Annotated in this window: 18 protein-coding genes and 2 tRNA genes; 5 read left to right on the forward strand and 15 right to left on the reverse strand. The window is 61.0% G+C overall.

The features are described from left to right. Positions 1-144: 144 nt before the first annotated feature. Positions 145-906 carry a 23S rRNA (guanosine(2251)-2'-O)-methyltransferase RlmB gene (rlmB, locus tag AC4PS6_RS14990; protein WP_003188074.1) on the reverse strand — a complete coding sequence of 254 codons (762 nt, stop codon included), beginning with the start codon at positions 904-906 and terminating at the stop codon, positions 145-147. Beyond that, positions 903-3,530 carry a ribonuclease R gene (gene rnr / locus AC4PS6_RS14995; protein ID WP_333958332.1) on the reverse strand — a complete coding sequence of 876 codons (2,628 nt, stop codon included), beginning with the start codon at positions 3,528-3,530 and terminating at the stop codon, positions 903-905. The genes rlmB and rnr overlap by 4 nt, the downstream gene beginning before the upstream one ends. A gap of 224 nt (positions 3,531-3,754) precedes the next feature. On the opposite strand from rnr, the gene AC4PS6_RS15000 reads away from it, so the two are divergent. From AC4PS6_RS15000 to AC4PS6_RS15015, 4 genes are all read left to right on the forward strand, one after another. Further along, positions 3,755-3,841, forward strand: a tRNA-Leu gene (locus AC4PS6_RS15000). 154 nt (positions 3,842-3,995) lie between these two features. Continuing rightward, positions 3,996-4,082: transfer RNA gene (locus AC4PS6_RS15005), tRNA-Leu, on the forward strand. Positions 4,083-4,226: 144 nt separating this feature from the next. Next, positions 4,227-5,252 carry an extracellular solute-binding protein gene (locus AC4PS6_RS15010; RefSeq protein WP_492180871.1) on the forward strand — a complete coding sequence of 342 codons (1,026 nt, stop codon included), beginning with the start codon at positions 4,227-4,229 and terminating at the stop codon, positions 5,250-5,252. After that, positions 5,252-6,805: an ABC transporter permease gene (locus AC4PS6_RS15015; RefSeq protein ID WP_014716671.1), complete on the forward strand. Its 1,554-nt coding sequence runs from the start codon at positions 5,252-5,254 to the stop codon at positions 6,803-6,805. The genes AC4PS6_RS15010 and AC4PS6_RS15015 overlap by 1 nt, the downstream gene beginning before the upstream one ends. A gap of 107 nt (positions 6,806-6,912) precedes the next feature. Here the strand turns inward: AC4PS6_RS15015 and AC4PS6_RS15020 are convergent, their stop codons facing one another. The 12 genes from AC4PS6_RS15020 to AC4PS6_RS15075 form a co-directional block, all read right to left on the reverse strand. Continuing rightward, complete coding sequence (locus AC4PS6_RS15020) at positions 6,913-8,847, reverse strand: methyl-accepting chemotaxis protein (RefSeq protein ID WP_014716670.1); 1,935 nt, start codon at positions 8,845-8,847, stop codon at positions 6,913-6,915. Positions 8,848-8,986: 139 nt separating this feature from the next. Further along, on the reverse strand, positions 8,987-10,276 hold the full coding sequence (locus AC4PS6_RS15025) for an adenylosuccinate synthase (protein ID WP_020301628.1): 1,290 nt from the start codon (positions 10,274-10,276) through the stop codon (positions 8,987-8,989). Between the two features lie 54 nt (positions 10,277-10,330). Continuing rightward, positions 10,331-11,518 carry an ATP phosphoribosyltransferase regulatory subunit gene (locus tag AC4PS6_RS15030; RefSeq protein ID WP_003188066.1) on the reverse strand — a complete coding sequence of 396 codons (1,188 nt, stop codon included), beginning with the start codon at positions 11,516-11,518 and terminating at the stop codon, positions 10,331-10,333. Between the two features lie 293 nt (positions 11,519-11,811). Next, positions 11,812-12,678, reverse strand: coding sequence for a protease modulator HflC (gene hflC / locus AC4PS6_RS15035; protein ID WP_003188064.1), 867 nt, complete (start codon positions 12,676-12,678; stop codon positions 11,812-11,814). After that, complete coding sequence (gene hflK, locus AC4PS6_RS15040; RefSeq protein WP_003188062.1) at positions 12,678-13,853, reverse strand: FtsH protease activity modulator HflK; 1,176 nt, start codon at positions 13,851-13,853, stop codon at positions 12,678-12,680. The genes hflC and hflK overlap by 1 nt, the downstream gene beginning before the upstream one ends. 96 nt (positions 13,854-13,949) lie before the next feature. Beyond that, positions 13,950-15,251, reverse strand: a complete 1,302-nt coding sequence (gene hflX, locus AC4PS6_RS15045; RefSeq protein ID WP_003188061.1) for a ribosome rescue GTPase HflX — start codon at positions 15,249-15,251, stop codon at positions 13,950-13,952. A 12-nt stretch (positions 15,252-15,263) separates the two neighbouring features. Then, positions 15,264-15,524, reverse strand: a complete 261-nt coding sequence (gene hfq / locus AC4PS6_RS15050; protein ID WP_003188059.1) for an RNA chaperone Hfq — start codon at positions 15,522-15,524, stop codon at positions 15,264-15,266. Between the two features lie 94 nt (positions 15,525-15,618). Then, positions 15,619-16,590, reverse strand: coding sequence for a tRNA (adenosine(37)-N6)-dimethylallyltransferase MiaA (gene miaA, locus AC4PS6_RS15055; protein ID WP_032904044.1), 972 nt, complete (start codon positions 16,588-16,590; stop codon positions 15,619-15,621). Next, entirely contained in the window at positions 16,590-18,506 is a 1,917-nt protein-coding gene (gene mutL / locus AC4PS6_RS15060) for a DNA mismatch repair endonuclease MutL (protein ID WP_069868915.1), read from the reverse strand. The genes miaA and mutL overlap by 1 nt, the downstream gene beginning before the upstream one ends. Continuing rightward, positions 18,506-19,927, reverse strand: a complete 1,422-nt coding sequence (locus AC4PS6_RS15065) for an N-acetylmuramoyl-L-alanine amidase (RefSeq protein ID WP_003188054.1) — start codon at positions 19,925-19,927, stop codon at positions 18,506-18,508. The genes mutL and AC4PS6_RS15065 overlap by 1 nt, the downstream gene beginning before the upstream one ends. A 15-nt stretch (positions 19,928-19,942) precedes the next feature. Next, positions 19,943-20,413 carry a tRNA (adenosine(37)-N6)-threonylcarbamoyltransferase complex ATPase subunit type 1 TsaE gene (gene tsaE, locus AC4PS6_RS15070; protein WP_014716665.1) on the reverse strand — a complete coding sequence of 157 codons (471 nt, stop codon included), beginning with the start codon at positions 20,411-20,413 and terminating at the stop codon, positions 19,943-19,945. Beyond that, entirely contained in the window at positions 20,401-21,261 is an 861-nt protein-coding gene (locus AC4PS6_RS15075) for an NAD(P)H-hydrate dehydratase (protein ID WP_336826790.1), read from the reverse strand. The genes tsaE and AC4PS6_RS15075 overlap by 13 nt, the downstream gene beginning before the upstream one ends. A gap of 63 nt (positions 21,262-21,324) precedes the next feature. Here AC4PS6_RS15075 and queG point away from each other — a divergent pair, with 63 nt between their 5' ends. Next, positions 21,325-22,389, forward strand: a complete 1,065-nt coding sequence (gene queG, locus AC4PS6_RS15080) for a tRNA epoxyqueuosine(34) reductase QueG (RefSeq protein WP_038448633.1) — start codon at positions 21,325-21,327, stop codon at positions 22,387-22,389. On the opposite strand, the gene AC4PS6_RS15085 is transcribed toward queG, so the two are convergent. Next, complete coding sequence (locus tag AC4PS6_RS15085) at positions 22,386-23,003, reverse strand: trimeric intracellular cation channel family protein (protein WP_169918769.1); 618 nt, start codon at positions 23,001-23,003, stop codon at positions 22,386-22,388. The two genes, queG and AC4PS6_RS15085, sit on opposite strands and share 4 nt — an antisense overlap. Positions 23,004-23,005 lie beyond the last annotated feature (2 nt).

Consider the following 23,005-nt stretch of genomic DNA (forward strand, 5'->3'; position numbering starts at 1 on the left):
GCAATTGGTGATTATTTGAACAATCCTGAATAAACACCACAAAACCAATGTGGGAGCGGGCTTGCCTGCGATGACCATGGCACCGGCAACATCTCTGCTGACTGACACTCCGTCATCGCGGGCAAGCCCGCTCCCACATTTTGATCACTTCTTGGGCTTGGCCTTGGCTTTCGCACCACGCTGACGCTGGGCTTCAAACAGGCAAACACCCGTCGCAACCGACACATTGAGGCTGCTGACGCTACCAGCCATCGGCAGGTGCACCAGGTAATCGCAATGCTCACGGGTCAACCGGCGCATGCCTTTGCCTTCGGCGCCCATGATCAGGATGGTAGGGCCGGTAAGGTCTTGGTCATAAATGCTGACCTCAGCCTCCCCCGCCGTGCCCACGACCCACAGGCCGCGCTGCTGGAGCTTCTCCAGGGTACGCGCAAGGTTGGTCACGGCCACCAGCGGAATCACTTCCGCCGCACCGCAGGCGACCTTGCGCACCACCGGCGTCAGGGTCGCGGACTTGTCCTTGGGCACGATCACCGCCAGCGCACCGGCAGCATCCGCCGAACGTAGGCAGGCGCCGAGGTTGTGCGGGTCGGTCACGCCGTCCAGCACCAAGAGCAACGGCGCACCTTCGGTACGGTCGAGCAGCTCGTCGAGCATCGCCTCGCCCCACACCTGGCTCGGACTGACGTCAGCCACCACACCTTGGTGAACGCCTTCGACCCACACGTCCATTTCACGACGCTCGGCCTGGCCGATGGCAACCTTATTCTGCGTAGCCAACTCGACCAGCGCCTGTACGCGCGGCTCGCTGCGACCTTCGGCCAACCACACCTGCTTGACGCGCTTGGGATGGTGACGCAGCAGTGCTTCTACGGCGTGCACGCCGTAGATTTTTTCCAGACTCATGACTTGGCCTTAGGTTTGCGCGACCCGCCGCTTTTTGCGGGAGCCGAACCCGCTTTTGGCGGGCCTTTACGGTGTTTACTTGGCTTGCTCGACGGCTTTTCCGCCCCGTGAGACTTTCCCCCAGACGCCGCTTTACCACCGCTTTTGGCTTCGTTGAGCAACTGCTGCTTCAACTCGCGGCTCTTGCGCAGCTCGGCGTTTTTCGCCGCAGCGTCGCTTGGGCGGTAGGCTTCAGGGGCCTTGTCCTTGGCGGAAGAACGACGACCGGCCTTGGCAGGTGCAGGCTCGGCCGTGGTTTTTGCAGTGGTCGCTTTGCCTTTGGACGCAGGCGCTGTGGTTTCACCACGTTTTTTACGACCCGCAGGCTCTGCCGGCTTGTCAGGCATGCCGAAGTCGATCTTGCGCTCGTCGAGGTCGACACGCATGACCTGCACTTCAACGGTATCGCCCAGACGGAAGCTGCGACCGGTGCGCTCGCCCGCCAGGCGGTGATGCACAGGATCGAAGTGGTAGTAATCACCCGGCAAGGCGGTGACGTGCACCAGGCCCTCGACGTAGATGTCGGTCAGCTCGACGAACAGGCCAAAGCCGGTCACGGCGGTGATGACACCAGGGAACGACTCGCCCACGCGATCCTTCATGAACTCGCACTTGAGCCAGTTCACCACGTCGCGGGTGGCCTCGTCAGCGCGGCGCTCGCTCATGGAGCACTGCTCACCCAGCTGTTCCAGGGCCGCTTCGTCGTACGGGTAGATCCGTGCTTTCGGAATGGTCATGGCACCGGCGCGCTTGACGTGCGGGGTGTTCTGCTTGGAATGGATCACGCTGCGGATCGCCCGGTGCGTGAGCAAGTCCGGGTAGCGGCGAATCGGCGAAGTGAAGTGGGTGTACGCCTCGTAATTCAGGCCGAAGTGGCCCTGGTTATCGGCGCTGTACACCGCCTGGCTCAGGGATCGCAGCATCACGGTCTGGATCACGTGGTAATCCGGACGGTCCTTGATGCTGGCCAGCAGGGCCTGGTAATCCTTAGGCGTAGGACCATCCTTGCCTTTGTGCAGGGACAGGCCGAGTTCGCCGAGGAAGGCGCGAAGTTTTTCCAGGCGCTCCGGCGGCGGGCCGTCGTGCACACGGTACAACGCAGGAATTTCGTGCTTCTTGAGGAACTCGGCAGTGGCCACGTTGGCCGCCAGCATGCACTCCTCGATCAGCTTGTGCGCGTCGTTACGGGTGGTCGGGGTGATCGCCGCAATCTTGCGCTCGGAGCCGAAGACAATCCGGGTTTCCTGGGTTTCGAAATCGATCGCGCCACGGGTATGACGGGCACCCAGCAACACCTTGTACAGCGAGTACAGCTGCTTGAGGTGCGGCACCACGCCAGCGTACTCGGTACGCAGAGCCTTGGCTTCGCTGGTCTTCGGCGTTTCCAGGATGGTGCTGACCTTGTTGTAGGTCAGACGCGCCTGGGAGTGGATCACCGCTTCGTAGAACTGGTAGTCGGTCATTTCGCCGGTTTTGGAGATGGTCATCTCGCACACCATGGCCAAACGGTCGACTTTCGGATTCAGGGAGCACAGGCCGTTGGACAGCTGCTCAGGCAGCATCGGGATCACGCGCTCTGGGAAGTACACGGAGTTGCCGCGCACCTGAGCCTCGTTATCCAGGGCCGAACCGATCTTCACGTAACTGGAGACGTCGGCAATCGCGACGTACAACCTCCAACCGCCGGAGAACAGGCGCAGCTTGCCAGGCTTGGCTTCGCAGTAGACCGCATCGTCGAAGTCGCGGGCATCTTCGCCGTCAATAGTGACGAACGGCAGATGGCGCAGGTCGATACGTTTTTCTTTGTCTTTCTCTTCGACTTCCGGCTTGAGCTTGGCGGCTTCCTTGAGCACGGCATCAGGCCAGACGTGAGGAATATCGTAGGTGCGCAAGGCAACGTCGATTTCCATGCCCGGCGCCATATAGTTGCCGACCACCTCCACGATATCGCCCTGGGGCTGGAAGCGCGCAGTAGGCCAGTGGGTGATTTTCACCTCGACGAACTGGCCGACCTTGGCGGCGCCATTGCGGCCCGGGGTGATCAGCACTTCCTGCTGGACCTTGGGGTTATCCGGCACAACGAAGCCGATGCCGCCTTCTTCAAAGTAACGGCCGACGATAGATTCGTGGGCACGGGACACCACTTCGACGATCACGCCTTCACGACGACCACGGCGGTCGAGGCCAGAAACCCGCGCCAGGGCACGGTCGCCATCGAACACCAGACGCATTTGCGCCGGGCTCATGAACAGGTCGTCGCTGCCATCGTCCGGTATCAGGAAGCCGAAGCCGTCGCGGTGGCCGGCAATGCGGCCCAGGATCAGGTCGAGCTTGTCTACCGGCGCGTAAGTGCCACGACGGGTGTAGATCAATTGAGCATCGCGCTCCATCGCACGCAAACGGCGGCGCAGGGCTTCGAGCTGGTCTTCGGTGGTCAGACCGAATTCTTCGACCAACTGCTCGCGGCTAGCAGGCGAACCACGATCGGCGAGGTGCGCCAGGATCAGTTCGCGGCTAGGAATAGGGTTTTCATATTTTTCCGCTTCACGAGCGGCCTCGGGATCGAGGGACTGCCAATCGGCCATTAGAGAGTTTTCACCTTGTCTATATGTGGGTTAGTTTGGCATACGCGTATTGAAACGGGAAATTTCAGGTATCAACAAGCGTTTAAAAGACCTTTACGACCCCCGCCACGCACCTTGCACGACCGCTGGTGAAATTTTCCAGGCTTTTTTCATGGCAGGGGTTTACAGCTCAAATATCGCTCCGTATAGTGCGCGCCATCGACGACGGCAACGTTGTTGATGCTGCCCAGGTGGTGAAATTGGTAGACACGCCAGCTTCAGGTGCTGGTGATCGCAAGGTCGTGGAAGTTCGAGTCTTCTCCTGGGCACCAAATTCAGATCAAACCCGCGAAAGCGGGTTTTTTCGTTTCAGACCTTTGATTTTTAACGGAAAAATTGATTTATATTTTTCGAATCAGGGGTTTACAGATTAAAAACCCCGCCGTATAGTTCGCCCCATCAACAGCGGCAACGTTGTTAGATAATGCCCAGGTGGTGAAATTGGTAGACACGCCAGCTTCAGGTGCTGGTGATCGCAAGGTCGTGGAAGTTCGAGTCTTCTCCTGGGCACCAAATTCAGATCAAACCCGCGAAAGCGGGTTTTTTCGTTTCCGGGGTTTGAAAACTTCCCCAGTGATTTCCCCCTCATCCGCACTTGAGAAGATTTATCGTTTATCCTTGCAATGATTTGTTGCATATAAGCGAGGAACACTTCGGATGATGATCCGTGACAACCGACTCAAGACATCCCTTCTGCGCGGCCTGACCCTCACCCTACTCAGCCTGACCCTGCTCTCGTCCGCCGCCCATTCTGCCGACAAGGTCTCCCTGACCTTATACAACGGCCAACACAAAGAAGTCGGCGATGAACTCGCCAAGGCCTTCGAAGCCAAGACCGGCATCCACGTCAACGTGCGCAAAGGCAGCAGCAACCAGTTGGCCAGCCAAGTCGTCGAAGAAGGTGAGCGCTCCCCTGCCGACGTCATCTACACCGAAGAATCACCGCCCCTGAACAAACTCGGCGAGCAAGGCCTGTTGGCAAAAATCGATGCCAGCACCCTCAATGTGCTGCCCAAGGATTACGTGGGTAAAAACGGCGACTGGATGGGCGTGACCGCACGCACCCGCGTCGTAGCCTTCAACCCCAAATTGATTGCGGAAAAAAACTTGCCCAAGTCGGTACTGGATTTCGCCGGCCCCGAATGGCAAGGCAAGGTCGGTTTCGTGCCCACCAGCGGCGCGTTCCAGGAACAAGCCGTGGCAATCATCAAGCTGCACGGTCGCGAAGCCGCGGAAGAATGGCTGACCGGCCTGCGCGCCTTCGGCAAGGTGTACAGCAACAATATGGTCGCCCTCAAGGCCGTGGAAAACGGCGAAGTGGCTACCGTGCTGGTAAACAACTACTACTGGTTCGCCCTGAAAAAGGAAAAAACCAACCTGGACTCCCAGCTGCATTACTTCACCGATGGTGATGCTGGCGGCCTGATCACCGTGTCCTCCGCTGCCGCACTCAAATCCAGCAAGCATCCCAAAGAAGCTCAGCAATTGCTGGCATTCATGGCCAGCGAAGAGGGCCAGCGCGTGATCACCAACACGTCGGCCGAGTACCCGCTGCGCAAGGGCATGGAATCGAACCGCGGCCTCAAGCCATTTAGCGAGCTGCAGCCACCAAAGGTCACCCCCGCAGACCTGGGTAACGCCGAAGAAGCCCTGGAGCTGGAACGTGACGTTGGCCTGAACTGATGAACCCATCGCTTTCCGTCACGGGGTTCACCCCCCGTCGCAAACGCCCGTCAATCTGGCTGCTGCTGCCTGTGCTATTGCTGGTTGGCCTGAGCCTGTTGCCGCTCGCCTATGTCGGGCTCAAAGCCTGGCAGGCGGGCTGGACGGAGGCGGTGCATCTACTGTGGCGACCTTATGTGTTCGGGCTGCTGCGCAACACGCTGGCATTGATGGTCGGCGTGACCCTGACCTGCGGCGTGATCGGCCTGTCCCTGGCCTGGCTACTGGAACGCAGCAACCTGCCAGGACGGCGCATCTGGGGCGTGATCCTGTGCCTGCCGTTTGCGGTGCCGGCGTTTGTCAGCAGCTTTACCTGGGTGTCGCTGAGCGCTCAGTTCGAGGGGCTCGGTGGCGCGATCCTGGTGATGAGCCTGTCCAAATACCCGCTGGTGTTTTTGCCGGTGGCGGCAACACTGCGCAATCTAGACCCCTCCCTGGAAGAATCGGCCCGCACGCTGGGGCTCAACCGCTGGGGCGTGTTCTTTCGCATCACACTCCCGCTGCTGTGGCCATCGCTGCTGGCCGGCTCACTATTGATCGCACTGCACATGCTGGTGGAATTCGGCGCGCTGTCGATTATCGGGTTGCAGACCTTCACCACCGCGATCTACCAGCAGTTCGAACTGGAATTCAGCAATGCCAATGCGGCAATGCTCTCGGCAGTGCTGCTGGTGATGTGCCTGACCCTGCTGTGGCTGGAGCTGCGCGCACGCGGCAAAGGCCGGCATGTGCGCATTGGCCAGGGCGCGGCGCGGCACGCCGAGCAGGTTCGACTCGGCAAGTGGGCGCCATTGGGCCAGGTGTATTGCCTGGCATTGGCGATCATCGGCAGCGGCATCCCGCTGGGCATGCTCGGCTATTGGTTGGCCGTCGGTTCGTCAGCGGCGTTTCCGATGGCCGAGATCAGCGAGGCGCTGCTGTCATCCCTGGCGCTCTCCCTGGGCGGCGCCGCACTGTGCCTGGTACTGGCAGTGCCGGTTGGGCTGCTGGTGGTGCGCTACAAAGGACAGTTGGCAATCTGGGCCGAACGCTTGCCGTATCTACTGCATGCCCTGCCCGGCCTGGTGATTGCGCTGACCCTGGTGTATTTCGCCCTGCATTACATCCCCGCGCTGTACCAGACCTCTGCGTTATTGCTGATTGCTTATGCGCTGCTGTTTTTGCCGTTGGCACAGGCGCCGATTCGTACAGCACTGAACAAGGCGGCGCCACAGCTGGAAGAGGCTGCGCGCACGTTAGGCGCATCGTCCTTCAGTGCGTTTTGCCGGGTGACGTTGCCAATCATCTTTCCGGCGCTGGGGGCGGCGTTTGCCTTGGTATTCCTGGATGCGATGAAGGAATTGACGGCGACGTTGCTGCTCAGCCCGACCGGGTTGAATACCTTGGCGACGGCCGTCTGGGCACATACCTCGAATGTGGAATTTGCGGCGGCGGCGCCGTATGCGGCGTTGTTGATAGTGGTGTCGGGGTTGCCGGTGTATCTGCTCACGACTCGGATGTATCTGAGTCGCTGAAACAGCTATCGCAGGCAAGCCAGCCCCCACAGTGACCGAGTTCCAACTTTGGAATGCAGTTGAATGTGGGAGCTGGCTTGCCTGCGATGAGGCCAGTCCAGACAACCTCACGCCCTGAACTGCCCCAAACTCGCCTTCAACTGCGCCGCCAACCCATCCAACACCTTGCCACTGGCCGTCGTCTCCACCACCGCTTGCGCCGCACGCTCGGCCTGGGCATGAATCACCTCGACGCGCCCACGCACCGCATGCGCGCCCTGGGCTTGATGCTCGGCCGCGCGCGTCGCCAGGCCAATCGCCGCATGCACCTGCTCCACAGAAGCCTGCACCGTCTGCTGCAAGCGCACGCTATCGCGCAGCACCAGCAAGCCCTCACTGGCCTGGCGCCCCGCCTTGCCGATGGTTTCTACGGCCTCGCGCGCGCCCTGCTGCAACGCAACAATATGCGCCTGGATATCGCCAGTGGAGCTTTGAGTCTTGCTGGCCAGCGCACGCACTTCATCGGCCACCACCGCAAAGCCGCGCCCAGTCTCGCCAGCCCGTGCCGCTTCGATGGCCGCGTTGAGAGCGAGCAGGTTGGTTTGCTCGGCGATACCGTGAATCACGGTCAACACCACTTCAATTTGTTCGCTTTGCTGCGCCAGCCGTTCGATCACCTGGGAACCGGCCTGCACCTGCCCCGCCAACGCCTCGATCAAGCTGCCAACTTCGGCCGAGGTCCGTGAGTTTTCATCCGTGGCCTGGCGAATATCCACCACCTGCTGCAGGGCCGCCTGCATGGCGTGGCTTTCGGCCTGGGCCTCATCGGCCATTTGCGACAAAGCGCGCAAACTCTCGGCCACTTCATCACGCTGCAAGCCCGCCGCCGCATCGGCGCCAGCATTGCGCAACGTCATGGCGCCGATTTCCACACCAGTACGCTGGGCCACGTCGCCTGCCTCCCGCACGATGGGCTGCAACTTATCCACAAAGCGATTGACCGCCGAGGCCATATCACCGATTTCATCCTTGCTGTTGATCTGCACGCGCTTGGTGAGGTCGCCTTCGCCGGCCGCCAGGTCATCCATCGCGGCAATCAGCAGCTTCAGACGATTGACCACGCGCCGGCCCAGCACAATAGCGATCAGCAGCAAGACCCCAAGCCCCACCAGCGCCAGACCCATGCCGATACGCCAGCGCAGGGTGCCCGCCGCGTCTTGCACAGCGGCGGCCGTGTTGGCCGTCATTTGCGTGGCAGTGGCTTGCGCCGATTGCAGCCGGGCGCCCATGGCGTTGGCGCTGTCAGCAGCGGCTCCCTTGAGGCTGTCACCCACCAGCTGATCACCGCTGGCGATCAGCGCGGCAAAGCGCTTATCCAAGGCTTGCAGGTCGGCTTCAACCGTCGCGGTCGACACGCCCATGCGCACCTTGCCGATTTCCACACCGTTGGGGCTGATGGAGGCTTCGACGTAATACACGGAGGGGTCTGTCTTGGCCGCGTCCAGCACCTTGTCCAGGGCACGTTCCCCTGCGCCCTTTGCCAGCAGGGCTTGGTTGATCGGGTTTTCGCGGTTCAGGTATCGGGTCAGGTGCTCGCCTGCGGCGTCGTCATATACCACAAACAGCACATTGGGGTTGCGCTGGGCCCGGCGGGCAAACTCAGAAAGGGTCGGCACGTCACTGTCCCACATGGCACGGGGCGCGACCGAGGCCAGCAGTTGCGCCATGTCGTTGGCGGAGTCCTGCAGGTCTTTTTCCAGCGTCGCACGCAACTGCTTTTGCTCTTCCTGCAAGCGCGTGGAAAGCCCGGCTGTGAGGCGCTGGCGCGTGCTGGCGGAGAGGCTGTCCAGGCTGGACGTGACTTCCTTGCCAGCCTGGGCCAGTTCGCCAGACAACTTCTGGCTATCTATGCCCAGACGATTGCCCAAATCGGCTTCCAGCGCCGTCACCGTGCTCCGCGTCAGCGCGACGGCCACCAGCACTTGCACCAAAAGAGCGATACCAAGGGTAACGAACACCGGCCGCAACAGACGGCTTTGTAACAACGAGAGAACGGCAGACACTGGAAATCCCTCCACCACGGGTGCCACTAATTTGATAGCACCTCGAAAGAGGGAAACACAGCAAGGGTCGTGCCGTTTGCCAGGCAGAAACGACAAAGGGCTCCCGAAGGAGCCCTTTGCTTTTTACATCAACAGCTTATTACGCGAACGGGTGACGCAGAACGATGGTCTCGTTGCGGTCCGGGCCGGTCGAAATAATGTCGATCGGTGCACCGATCAGCTCTTCCACACGCTTGATGTAGGCGCGGGCGTTGGCTGGCAGTTCTTCCAGGGTCTTGGCGCCCACGGTCGATTCGGTCCAGCCTGGCACTTCTTCGTACACAGGCTGCAGGCCCACGTAGCTGTCAGCGTCAGTCGGGGCAACATCGTTGCCTTGGGCGTCTTTGTAGCCGACGCAGATGTTGATGGCTTCCAGGCCGTCGAGTACATCCAGCTTGGTCAGGCAGATGCCCGAGATGCTGTTCACATCGATAGCGCGACGCAGGATAACGGCGTCGAACCAGCCGCAACGACGAGCACGGCCAGTGGTGGCGCCGAATTCGTGACCTTGCTTGGCCAGGTGTGCGCCAACGTCGTCGAACAGCTCAGTCGGGAACGGACCGGAACCTACACGGGTGGTGTAAGCCTTGGTGATGCCCAGGATGTAGTCCAGGAACATCGGGCCAACGCCCGAGCCGGTGGCAACGCCGCCAGCAGTAGTGTTGGAGCTGGTCACGTACGGGTAGGTACCGTGGTCGATGTCCAGCAACGAACCCTGGGCACCTTCGAACATGATGTCCTTGCCAGCGCGACGCAGCTCGTGCAGCTCGGCCGTCACGTCCAGCATCAGCGGCTTGAGCAGCTCAGCGTATTCCTTGCACTCGGCCAGGGTCTTTTCAAACTCGATGGCTGGCTCTTTGTAGTAACCGACCAGCATGAAGTTGTGGTAATCCACCAGTTCACGCAGCTTGTCTTCAAAGCGCGGCATGTTGAGCAGGTCGCCCACACGCAGGCCACGACGTGCAACCTTGTCTTCGTAGGCCGGGCCGATGCCGCGACCGGTGGTGCCGATCTTCAGCTCGCCACGCGCCTTTTCACGGGCCTGGTCCAGCGCAACGTGGAAGGACAGGATCAGCGGGCAGGACGGGCTGATACGCAGGCGCTCGCGCACCGGTACGCCTTTTTCTTCCAGCTTGGTGATCTCGCGCAGCAGGGCGTCAGGTGCAACCACAACGCCATTGCCGATCAGGCACTGCACGCCTTCGCGCAGGACACCCGACGGGATCAGGTGCAAGACAGTTTTTTCGCCATCGATGACCAGGGTGTGGCCAGCGTTGTGACCACCTTGGTAGCGCACTACGGCGGCAGCATGTTCGGTCAGCAGATCAACGATCTTGCCTTTGCCCTCATCACCCCATTGGGTGCCCAGGACTACGACATTCTTACCCATAACACTTGTCCTCATTCGCGCAAACTTGGTGCCGGCGATGGCCGGCAGGAAAACTCAAGAAGCCAGTGGCGATACTTGCCAAAGCCCGTTCTGCTGAATCAATTGCCGGTCGCAGTCCGCTTCACGGGCGGCGGCCAATGGCTGCCCAGGCAAGGCCTGGACTACACGCTGACCCTCACGGCGTAACTGGCAAACCTGCTGCCAGAGCGCTGCGTCCGTACTGTCGGGCATCCAGATGCCACCAGACGGCAGCTCGACCTCAGCACGCCCCAGGGTCACCAGGGTTTTCAAATCGGTGGAAAAACCAGTGGCCGGACGCGCACGGCCGAAGTCGGCGCCGATATCGTCATAGCGACCACCTTGGGCGATGGCCTGGCCAACACCCGGGACGAATACCGCGAACACCACACCGGTGTGGTAGTGGTAGCCGCGCAATTCACCCAGATCAAAATACAGCGGCAGCTCCGGGAACCGTGCCGACAGGCGCTCGGCAATTGCCAGCACATCGTCCAGTGCTGCCAATACCGGTGCCGGCGCATTCGCCAGGCGCTCACGCGCAGCCACCAGCACTTCACGGCCGCCGCACAGGTCTACCAGCGCCCGCAGCATGCCAGCCAGCTCAGCAGGCACACCCTCGGTGAGAGCGATCACTTCATCGATCGCCTTGCGCTGCAGGGCATCGAACAACTGCTGCTCCACTTCACCGGACAACCCGGCAGCGCGCGCCAAGCCACGGTAGATACCGACATGGCCCAGGTCCATGTGCACATCCGGCACATCCGCCAGTTGCAGCATGGCCAGCATCAGGCTGATCACTTCAACATCGCTGCTCGGGCTGGCATCGCCGTACAACTCGGCGCCCAACTGGATCGGGCTACGGGAAGACGACAACGCACGCGGCTGGGCATGCAGTACGCTACCGGCGTAGCACAGGCGGCTCGGGCCTTCGCGCCGCAGGGTGTGCGCATCGATGCGCGCCACTTGCGGCGTGATGTCGGCACGGAACCCCATTTGCCGGCCCGATTGCGGGTCGATGACCTTGAAGGTGCGCAGATCCAGGTCCTGGCCCGCGCCGGTCAGCAGGGATTCCAGGTACTCGATATGGGGAGTCACGACAAACTCGTAACCCCAGCTCTGGAACAGATCCAACACCTGGCGACGCGCTACTTCAATGCGCGCAGCTTCTGGTGGCAGTACTTCTTCGATGCCATCTGGCAGCAGCCAGCGGTCTACCGTTGCCATTACGCCATTCCCCTTTGATCCGGGCGGCCAGCCCTCGGCCGAGCCTTGAGTGAAGCAGAAAATACCCGCCCCTTGCATAAACCACGCGCAAGAGCGACGTGACGAATGGCCTGCAAACGGCCTCGTCGGGCACTTTCCTCGAAAAACCTGTCACGCCTGCCGAATCAAACATGCAGACGCAAAAAAGCCGGGAATTTCCCGGCTGCCGCATCATACACCCGTTTTCTGAAAGGATCACCCCGCCAGGCATTTTAGCCGCCCGACGGAGTGCGCCTTACAGAATCACGGGCTGGTTACTTGGACTTTTCCAGGTAGCGGAAGAAGTCGCTGCTTGGGTCCAGCACCAGTACATCGGTTTTGTTCGCGAAGCTTTCACGGTAGGCACGCAGGCTACGGTAGAACGCGTAGAACTCCTGATCCTGGCCATAGGCCTTGGCGTAAATCGCCGCGGCTTGAGCATCACCGTCACCACGAGCCTCTTCAGACTCACGATAGGCTTCTGCCAGCAGTACACGACGCTGACGGTCGGCATCGGCACGGATACCTTCAGCCAACTCGTTACCCTTGGCGCGGTGCTCACGCGCTTCACGCTCACGCTCGGTGCTCATACGCTCGAACACGCTGCGGTTTACTTCCTTGGGCAGGTCAATGGCCTTGACGCGAACGTCAACCACTTCAATACCCAGCTCTTTTTCCGCCATGGTGTTCAGTGAGCGGGTGATGTCAGCCATCAGCGCATCACGCTCACCGGATACCACCTCGTGCAGGGTGCGCTTACCAAACTGGTCACGCAGCCCCGATTCCAGACGACGGGACAAACGCTCGTCGGCAATCTGCTTGAGGCCGGAAGTCGCGGTATAGAAGCGCTCGGCATCCTTGACGCGCCACTTGGCGTAGGCGTCAACCATCACGGCTTTCTTTTCCAGGGTCAGGAAGCGCTGTGTCGGTGCATCCAGGGTCATCAGGCGGGCGTCGAACTTGCGCACCTGGTTGACGTAGGGGACTTTCACATGCAGGCCCGGCTGGACATCCGCCTGGACCACGCGACCGAATTGCAGCAGCACCGCACGCTCGGTCTGAGCGACGATGTAGAAGCAGTTCCAGGCAGCGATGACCACGACGACGCCCACAATCAGGGCGGTCAGCGATTTATTGCTCATCAACGACTCTCCCTGGTACGTGTTTGCTGTTGCAGCAAGTCAGCGGCCGCACGGGCACTCGCTTCGTTGGCAGCGGCATTCGAACCGGTGGACGGTGCACTGGCGCCGCTACGACCACCTTCGATCATCTTGTCCAGCGGCAGGTACAGCAGGTTGTTCTGCCCACCTTTGCTGCCGGTCACGAGAACCTTGCTGGTGTTGCTGAAGACTTCCTGCATGGTGTCCAGGTACAGACGCTCGCGGGTCACTTCAGGAGCCTTGCGGTACTCGGCGACCAGCTTGGTGAAACGATCTGCCTCACCCTTGGCGCGGGAGACCACTTCATCGCGGTAACCGTTGGCATCTTCAAGGATGCGCTGGGCCTGACCACGGGCTTCCGGCACAACGCCGTTGGCATAGGTTTCAGCCTGGTTGCGCGAACGCTGCTCGTCTTCACGGGCACGGATCACGTCGTCAAAGGCTTCCTGCACTTCACGCGGTGCCGCTGCGCTCTGTACGTTCACCTGAGTGACGGTAATACCAGTGCGATAGGTATCGAGGAACCGTTGCAGACGCTCCTTGATTTCGCTGGCCATCAACTCACGACCTTCGGTCAGCACCTGATCCATGGCGGTGGAACCCACCACGTGGCGCAGGGCACTTTCGGTTGCGTGTTGCAGGCTGATTTCCGGCTGATCAACGTTCAGCACGAAGTCCTGCAGGTTGCTGATCTTGTACTGCACGGTCAGCGGCACTTCGACGATGTTCTCGTCTTCGGTCAGCATCTGGCCCTGCTTGGTGTACGCACGCTCACGCGTCACGTTCTCCATGTACTTCTTGTCGATCGGCGGGAAATAGATGTTCAGGCCTGGCCCGACAGTCTCGTAGTACTTGCCGAAGCGCAGCACCACGGCTTGCTCCTGCTCGTCCACCACGTAGACCGCGCTGTACAGCCATACGGCCGCGAGCACGACAAGACCCAGGCCCAGCAGGCCATAGCCACCGCCCTTGCTTGTGCGACCGCCGTCGTCACCACCACGTTTTTTTCCACCACCGAACAACCCATTCAGGCTTTCCTGCAGCTTTCGGAAGGCCTCGTCGAGATCCGGTGGCCCCTTGCGGTCGCCGTTATTGCGGCGCTTACCACCCCAAGGATCCTGATTATTCGAGTTGCCACCCGGCTCATTCCAAGCCATAGCGCTCTCCATCTGATAAAGCAAAGACGCACCCACGGCGCGCCGACCAATGCTACAGAATGCCTGCTACTGCGGCACAACCGCTTTCTCAGGCTTTTATTGCAAAGTGTGTTGTTCGATAAACTCTGCCGGTACAACACCCTCTCGGCTGACCAGCCGATTGAGTTCCGAGCGTGGCAATCGAACGGCCAGCAAGCTGACACCTTCTTCGTCGTGTTCTTCTTTCTGTACAGCGCCCAACTCGAAAAACTGTGCACGCAGTCGAGCAAAACGCTGCGGCAAGCGCAAGGTGCCGACGAACAAATCGCTGCCGAGCAATTCGGCAATGGCTTGTTCCAGCAACTCCAAGCCACTGCCATCTCGCGCCGACAACCAGACCCGCTGGGGCTTGCCGTTCTCGTCGCGCTGGATCTGTGGCTCAACGCCTTCAAGCAAATCGAGTTTGTTATAGACCTCGAGGATCGGCAAGTCCTGGGCACCAATCTCGCCCAGCACCACCATGACCTGTTCAATCTGCAACATGCGATCCGGTTCGGCCGCATCGATCACGTGCAACAGCAAGTCGGAATTGCTCGACTCTTCGAGCGTAGACCGAAATGCCTCGACGAGCTTGTGGGGCAGGTGACGAATGAAACCCACGGTATCGGCCAGCACAATCGGCCCCAGGTCGTCGATGTCCAGACGCCGCAGGGTCGGATCGAGGGTGGCGAACAGTTGGTCGGCCGCGTACACATCCGACTTGGTCACGTTATTGAACAGCGTGGATTTGCCGGCGTTGGTGTAGCCCACCAACGACACTGTAGGGATATCCGCACGGGAACGGCCACGTCGCGACTGCTCGCGCTGGCTGCGCACTTTTTCCAGGCGGCCCTTGATCTGGCGCAGGCGAACCCGCAGCAGACGCCGGTCGGTTTCCAACTGGGTTTCACCCGGGCCACGCATGCCGATACCGCCACCCTGACGCTCAAGGTGAGTCCAGCCGCGAACCAGGCGGGTGCTCATGTGATCAAGCTGGGCCAGTTCGACCTGGAGCTTGCCTTCATGGGTACGGGCGCGCTGGGCGAAAATGTCGAGAATCAGGCCGGTACGGTCGATCACGCGACACTCGAAAACACGTTCGAGGTTACGTTCCTGACTGGGCGTGAGGGTGTGATTGAAGATCACCAGATCGGCTTCTTCGGCATGAACCAGGTCGCGCAGTTCCTCGACCTTGCCGCTGCCAATCAGGTATTTGGCGGTTGGCCGATGACGCGGTACGTTAAAAAACGCAACGGTCTCGGCGCCGGCCGAATTTGCCAACTCCTGAAACTCCTGCGGATCTTCGCGCGCCTCAGGGTCCTGTCCATCCAAGTGAACGAGGATTACTCGCTCACCACCACCGTGGCGCTCAAAGAACAAAGGAGACTCCTATCAGGCGTTACCTGGCTCAGCGTCACCCTGTTCATCACCGGCTGCGCTAGGCAGACGGATTGGACGAACTGGAACGACTGTCGAGATAGCGTGCTTGTAAACCATCTGGCTGACGGTGTTTTTCAGCAGGATAACGAATTGGTCGAACGACTCGATCGTACCTTGCAGCTTGATGCCGTTGACCAGATAGATGGAAACCCCAACTTTCTCTTTACGTAAAGTATTCAAGTAAGGGTCTTGTAGCGAATGCCCTTTTGACATGTGCCGCACTCCTTTAAGGATCAATAATAAAAAATCGGAAAATAGATAGCTTATGGCCGTCACACCCCCAAGGATAGACGGCAATTGCAAGGACTCAGCTCAATATGGAGACCGTTCCCAAGTATTTCAAGGCGCGTGACAGATTGTCGCTGTCCAGGCTGTCCAACCAGTGCAAATCGCTCCAGCTGCGCAGCCAGGTGAACTGGCGCTTCGCCAACTGGCGCGTGGCGATGATGCCGCGCTCCTGCATTTCGGCTGACGTCAGCTTGCCATCCAGATGATCCCAGACTTGGCGGTAGCCTACAGCACGTATCGAAGGCAGCCCTGCATGCAGGTCACCTCTTGAACGCAGTGCTACGACCTCGTCCACAAACCCCTGTTCCAACATAATTGTGAATCTTTGTGCAATTCGTTCATGCAGCACCTGGCGATCTGCCGGAGCGATGGCCAGATTCGCCACAGTATAGGGCAATTGTGACTGTCCAGATGCGCCTGCATCAGTACTTTGCGCACTTTGTTTCAGCCGATGTTCAGTCATGGTCTGGCCACTGACGCGCCAGACTTCCAGGGCGCGTGTGAGCCGCTGGGGGTCATTGGGGTGAATACGTGCCGCAGACACCGGATCTACCGCCGCCAACTGGTCATGAAGGGCCTGCCAGCCAAGGCGCGCAGCCTCTTCTTCAAGTTCGGCGCGCACCTGGGTATCGGCAGGCGGCATATCGGCCAGGCCTTCCTGCAACGCCTTGTAGTAGAGCATGGTGCCGCCCACCAGCAGCGGGATATTGCCGCGCGCGGTGATCTCGGCCATGGCCGCCAGGGCGTCGGTGCGAAAATCCGCCGCCGAATAGCTCTGCGCCGGATCGATGATGTCGATCAACTTGTGCGGATACTGGGCTAACAGCGCCTTCGACGGCTTGGCCGTACCGATATCCATGTCCCGGTAAACCAGGGCAGAGTCGACGCTGATCAACTCGCAGGGCAGCACCTTGGTCAGCTCGATGGCCAGGTCGGTCTTGCCGGCGGCCGTGGGGCCCATCAGGAAAATGGCGGGGGGCAAGGCACTCATCAGCGGCCGCGCAAGAACAGTTTGTCCAAATCATCCAGGCCCATCTGGGTCCAGGTCGGTCGGCCATGGTTGCATTGGCCGCTGCGCTCGGTGTTTTCCATGTCGCGCAGCAGGCCGTTCATTTCCGGCAGGGCCAGGCGGCGGTTGGCGCGGATGGCGCCGTGGCAGGCCATGGTGCCGAGCAATTCGTTGATATGCGCCTGGATACGGTCACTGGTGCCGTACTCCATCAGGTCTGCCAGCACGTCGGCCACCAGGCGGTTGGCCTCGGCCTGCTTGAGCAGCGCGGGAATCTGGCGGATCGCCAGGGTTTCCGGGCCCAGGCGTTGCAGTTCGAAGCCCAGCTTCTGGAACACACTGTGATGTTCTTCTGCGCAGTCGGCTTCACGCTGGCTCACCGCCAGGGATTCGGGCACCAGCAGCGGCTGGCCGCTGAGGCCTTCGCTGGCCATGGCGATCTTCAGGCGCTCGTACATGATCCGTTCATGGGCAGCGTGCATGTCCACCAGCACTAGGCCATGGGCGTTTTCGGCAAGGATATAAATGCCTTTGAGCTGCGCCAGGGCATAACCCAGCGGCGGAATATCACCACCGCCTTCGGGCAACGCCACAGCAGCACCCGGCTCGGCACCCGGCAACGGCGCGAAAAACTCACGGTACGCCGCCTGGGCTTCGGCCACCGGCGCCGTCGATTGCGGGCGCGGTGTGTATTGGTACTGATAACCCGCACCGGCACCCGAATTCGGCGCCGTGTAGGCTGGCTGCGCCTGCGGCGATTGCAGCAGGTTGGCCGCCAGGCTCATTTCACCTTGCGGCCCGAACTCACCGGCCTCGGGACCGCTCGGGCGCACCACCGCGGTGACGATCGGCGCCGACAATTGATCATCCGGGCGCACATCACCCAGGGCACGGTGCAGCGTGCCATACAGGAAGTCATGCACCATGCGCCCGTCACGGAAGCGCACCTCGTGTTTGGTCGGGTGCACGTTGACGTCGACCACCGAAGGGTCAACCTCAAAGAACAGCACAAAAGTCGGGTGTCGCCCGTTGAACAGCACATCGCGATAAGCCTGGCGCACCGCATGGGCCACCAGTTTGTCGCGGACCGCCCGGCCGTTCACAAAGAAATACTGCAAATCGGCCTGGCTGCGGGAGAACGTCGGCAACCCGACCCAGCCCCACAACCTCAAGCCATTGCGCTCGATCTCAATCGGCAGCGCCTGCTCCAGGAACCCGCTGCCACACACCGCCGCCACCCGCCGAGCACGGGCGGCGTCGTCGTTGGCTTCGTGCAGGCTGAGGATGGTCTTGCCATTGTGGCGCAGGTGAAAGGCCACGTCGAAACGGGCCAGGGCCAGGCGCTTGATGACTTCTTGCAGGTGATCGAATTCGGTTTTCTCGGCTTTGAGGAATTTGCGCCGCGCCGGGGTATTGAAAAACAGGTCGCGCACTTCCACTGAGGTACCCACCGGGTGCGCCGCCGGCTGGACCCGAGGCGCCATGTCGCGGCCTTCGGTTTCCACCTGCCAGGCTTGCTCGGCGCTGCGGGTGCGGGAGGTCAGGGTCAGGCGGGCCACGGAGCTGATGGAGGCGAGGGCCTCACCACGAAAGCCCAGGCTCATGACCCGCTCCAGGTCCTCCAAGTCGCGGATCTTGCTGGTGGCGTGGCGGGCCAGGGCCAGGGGCAGGTCATCCGAAGAGATGCCACTGCCATCGTCACGTACCCGCAGCAGCTTGACGCCGCCCTGCTCCACATCGACATCAATGCGTTTGGCGCCGGAGTCGATGCTGTTTTCCAGCAACTCCTTGATTACCGACGCCGGGCGTTCAACCACCTCACCCGCGGCGATCTGGTTGGCAAGGCGCGGGCTGAGCAATTCAATGCGTGAGCCGCTGTTCAAGGTGGATTCGCTCATCACTGCGCCGCCAATGAAGTACCGGGGATGGTCAACACCTGGCCGATCTTCAACTCATCGGTTTTCAGGTTATTGGCGCTGCGCAAGGCTGCAGGCGTGACCTGGAAACGCACGGCCAGCATGGCAACGGTATCACCGGGCTGCACACGATGGTCACGCGGGCCCTGGGCGATTTTGCCGGAGTCGCGCAGCCAGGCGATATAGGTGCCCGGCGGCGGGTTCTGCTGGAAGAACTGGCGCACACCGGCGCTGATGGAGCGCGCCAGCGCTTGCTGGTGGCTGGCGCTGGCCAGTTTCGACGCTTCGTTGGCGTTGGAGATAAACCCGGTTTCCACCAGGATCGACGGGATATCCGGCGATTTCAACACCATGAACCCGGCTTGTTCTACGCGCTGCTTGTGCAGCGAGGTCACGCGGCCGATATTGCTCAGGACTTTCTGGCCCACGTTGAGGCTGGAGGTCAGCGAGGCGGTCATCGACAGGTCGAGCAGTACGCCTGCGAGCATCTTGTCCTTGTCATCAAGGGAGACGTTGCCGGCCCCGCCGATCAAGTCGGAACGGTTTTCACTGTCGGCCAGCCAGCGCGCAGTCTCGGAGGTAGCGCCGCGATCCGACAGGGCAAATACCGAGGCGCCAAAGGCAGCGGTTGAAGGCGCGGCGTCGGCGTGAATGGACACGAACAGGTCAGCGCCCTTCTTACGGGCAATTTCGGTACGGCCACGCAACGGAATGAAGTAGTCACCGGTACGGGTAAGCTCGGCGCGGTAGCCTTTCATGCCATTGACCTGGCGCTGCAGTTCACGGGCGATGGCGAGCACCACGTCTTTCTCATGCTGGCCGCGGGAGCCGGAAGCCCCAGGGTCTTCGCCACCATGGCCGGCGTCGATCACCACGATAATGTCGCGCTTGCCTGCAGGGGCAGGCGGCGGCGGTGGCAGCTTGACCTGGGGTTGCGAAGGGTTGACCGGCACCGCAGGCACCGTCGCCACGCTCGGCGTTGGCGCAGGCGGCGGTGCGGCGTCGGCGGGGTTGTCGAACAGGTCGACCACCAGGCGGTTGCCGTACTGGGCGTTGGGGGCCAGGGAGAAGCTTTTGGGGGTCACGGCCTTTTTCAGGTCGATGACCACACGCAGGTCGGTCGGCGTACGCTGGGCCGAGCGCATGGCGGTGATGGGCGTGTTGGCGGTGGAGACTTTCAGCGGCGCGGCCAGGCTGGCACCGTTGATATCGATCACCAGGCGATCAGGCGCCGTCAAGGTAAAGACGCTGTGCTGGACCGGGCCAGACAGGTCGAACACCAGTCGCGTGTTATCCGGCGCTCGCCACAGGCGAACACTTTTCACCTGTGAAGCAGCCAGAGCATTGACAGTCATTGCCGCAAGCAACACCCCCACGACAGCAACCAACGCGCGAAAGCGCATACCTAACCCCACCAATTATTTGAATTCCAATGCCAGAGCAGCACACCACGACTCAGCGCGTGGGCTCTGGGGCAACAACTTCAGCTGACGTCCGTGCTCATGCGGCGTAATGGTAATGGTCAGGTCCGGCTTTGGCAAAAAGCCTGTGCCTTTATTTGGCCACTCGATCAGGCACAGCGCATCATCGTCGAAGTAATCACGGATGCCCATGAACTCCAACTCTTCCGGATCGACCAGGCGATAGAGGTCGAAGTGGAAAGCACGCACGTCGCCGATCTCGTAGGGCTCGACCAACGTGAAGGTCGGGCTTTTTACCGCGCCGGTATGGCCAAGGCCGCGAATAATCCCTCGGGACAGTGTGGTTTTGCCTGCGCCCAGGTCACCCTCGAGAAAGATCAACCCGGCCCCTTGCGTGACCTGTGAAATACGCTGGCCCAACGCGACCATGGCCTCTTCATCTGCCAGGAAAAGAATTACTTCAGGCACGGCGACTGCTCCTCCAGCAATTGACGAATGGCGGGGATCAGGTCGCTGGCAGCCAAGCCGCGACCAAAACTGCCCTGGCGGTCTCCGGCGGTCGCGTGCAACCACACGGCCAGGCAGCTCGCTTCGTACGCGGGCATCCCCTGAGCCAATAGTGCGCCGACCAGGCCGGCCAAGACATCACCGAGCCCCGCTGTTGCCATCGCCGGGTGGCCTTGATCACACCGCGACACACTCCCATCAGGGCTGGCAATCAAACTGCCAGCACCCTTGAGGATAGTCACGGCATTGAATTTCTGACTCAACGCGCGCGCCACCTTACGGCGATCTGCCTGAACCTCGGCTGTCGATAGCCCCAACAAACGCGCAGCTTCGCCCGGATGAGGGGTAATCACACAGTTGGCCGGCAGCTCGACGCTGCCAGTGGCCAGTTGATTGAGCGCGTCGGCATCCCACACCTGCGGCACGCTGGCATTGGCCGCGACCGACAACAGGCTCTTGCCCCAGGCGTCATCGCCCAGGCCTGGGCCAATGACGATCACCGAGATTTTTTCCAGCAGGCCCATCAACTGGTTAGCCGAGCTCACGCCGACGGCCATGACCTCCGGCAGCCGAGCCAGAGCGGCCGGCACGTGTTCCGGCCGCGTCGCCAGCGAGACCATGCCGGCGCCGCTGCGCAAGGCACTTTCGCTGCTCAGCAACGCCGCGCCGCCAACGCCACGGTCACCACCGATGACCAGCAGGTGGCCGAACTGGCCCTTATGGGCGTCCGGGGAACGCGCAGCCAGTTGCGGCAAATGGCCGGGCAACAACAGCTGCACGTCGGTAATTGGGTGTTTTGTCTGAGGCATGCGTCTTCAAGCTCCGATGTCTGGCAGAATTATACGCATCTAACCTGTGGTTTCCCGTGTCTCATGCCTGCTATTACCTCCGATCTGCCCGCTCTCGCCCAATCGATCAAAGACTGGGGTCGCGAGCTGGGCTTTCAACAAGTGGGCATCAGCGGCCTCGACCTGGCTGAGCATGAACAGCACCTTCAACGCTGGCTCGACGCGGGTTACCACGGCGAGATGGAGTACATGGGCGCCCACGGCAGCAAACGCTCCCACCCGGACGAGCTGGTGCCCGGTACCTTGCGCGTGGTGTCACTGCGCATGGACTACCTGCCCGGCGACACCCAGATGGCGCAACTGCTCGGCCAGCCGGAAAAAGCCTACATCTCGCGCTACGCCCTGGGCCGCGATTACCACAAGCTGATCCGCAAGCGCGTGCAGCAACTGGCCGACCGCATCCAGGCGCAGATCGGGCCGTTCGGCTTTCGCGCCTTCGTCGACAGCGCGCCCGTGCTGGAAAAAGCAATCGCCGAACAAGCCGGTCTGGGCTGGATCGGTAAAAACACCTTGGTACTCAACCGCAAGGCCGGCAGTTATTTCTTCCTGAGCGAACTGTTTGTCGATTTACCGTTGCCGGTAGACCCACCCCACGCCACAGAACACTGCGGCCGCTGCACGGCGTGCCTGGACATCTGCCCCACCAACGCCTTCGTTGGCCCTTACGTGCTGGACGCGCGACGCTGCATTTCGTACCTGACCATCGAACTCAAGAGTGCCATCCCCGAAGATCTGCGCCCACTGATTGGTAACCGGGTATTTGGCTGCGATGACTGTCAGATCGTTTGCCCGTGGAATCGTTTCGCTCGACCTACCGCCGAAAGCGATTTCAAGCCACGGCACAATCTGGATAACGCAGAACTGGCCGAATTGTTTATGTGGGACGAGGATAAATTCCTCAGCAGCACCGAGGGCTCGCCCCTGCGCCGCGCCGGTTACGAGCGCTGGTTACGCAACCTGGCGGTGGGCCTGGGTAATGCGCCCTCCAGCATTCCAGTGCTGGAAGCCTTGAAGGCGCGGCGGGACTACCCGTCGGAGTTGGTACGCGAACACGTGGAATGGGCGCTGGAGCAACACGCTGCGCGCTAGTGCACATCGTCGTTGTAGACGAACTTGGGCATTTCCCAGTGAAACCGGATCGCCAGCAGGCGTAACAGGAAGCCACTGAACAGCGTCAGCAGAATCGCTTGCTCGCTGGGCAGCTTCAGGTACAGGCACAGCAAGTAGAACCAGGCAGCCAGGAACGACACGCTGGCATACAGCTCGCGACGGAAGATCAGCGGGATATCGTTACAGAAGATATCCCGCAGGATGCCGCCGAATACCCCGGTGATGACCCCGCTGACCGACGCCACCAACATACCGTGGCCCATTTCCAGGGCGGTCATGCAGCCGATCAGGGTGAAGGCCACCAACCCCACCGCATCCAGCGCCAGGAACAGCGAGCGCAGGTGGCGCATCAGCGGTGCGATAAAGATCGTCACCAGCGCCGCAACAGAGGTCAGCACCAAGTATTCCGGGTGTTTGACCCAGGTCAGCGGGTAGTGGCCGAGCAACACATCGCGCACCGAACCGCCGCCCAGGGCTGTCACGCAAGCGATCAGTACCACGCCAAACCAGTCCATGCCACGCCGACCCGCGGACAGGGCGCCAGTCATGGCTTCGGCGGTGATGGCGACGAGGTAGAGCATCAGCAACATGATGG

Source organism: Pseudomonas sp. DW-iso17 (genome assembly GCF_058725345.1).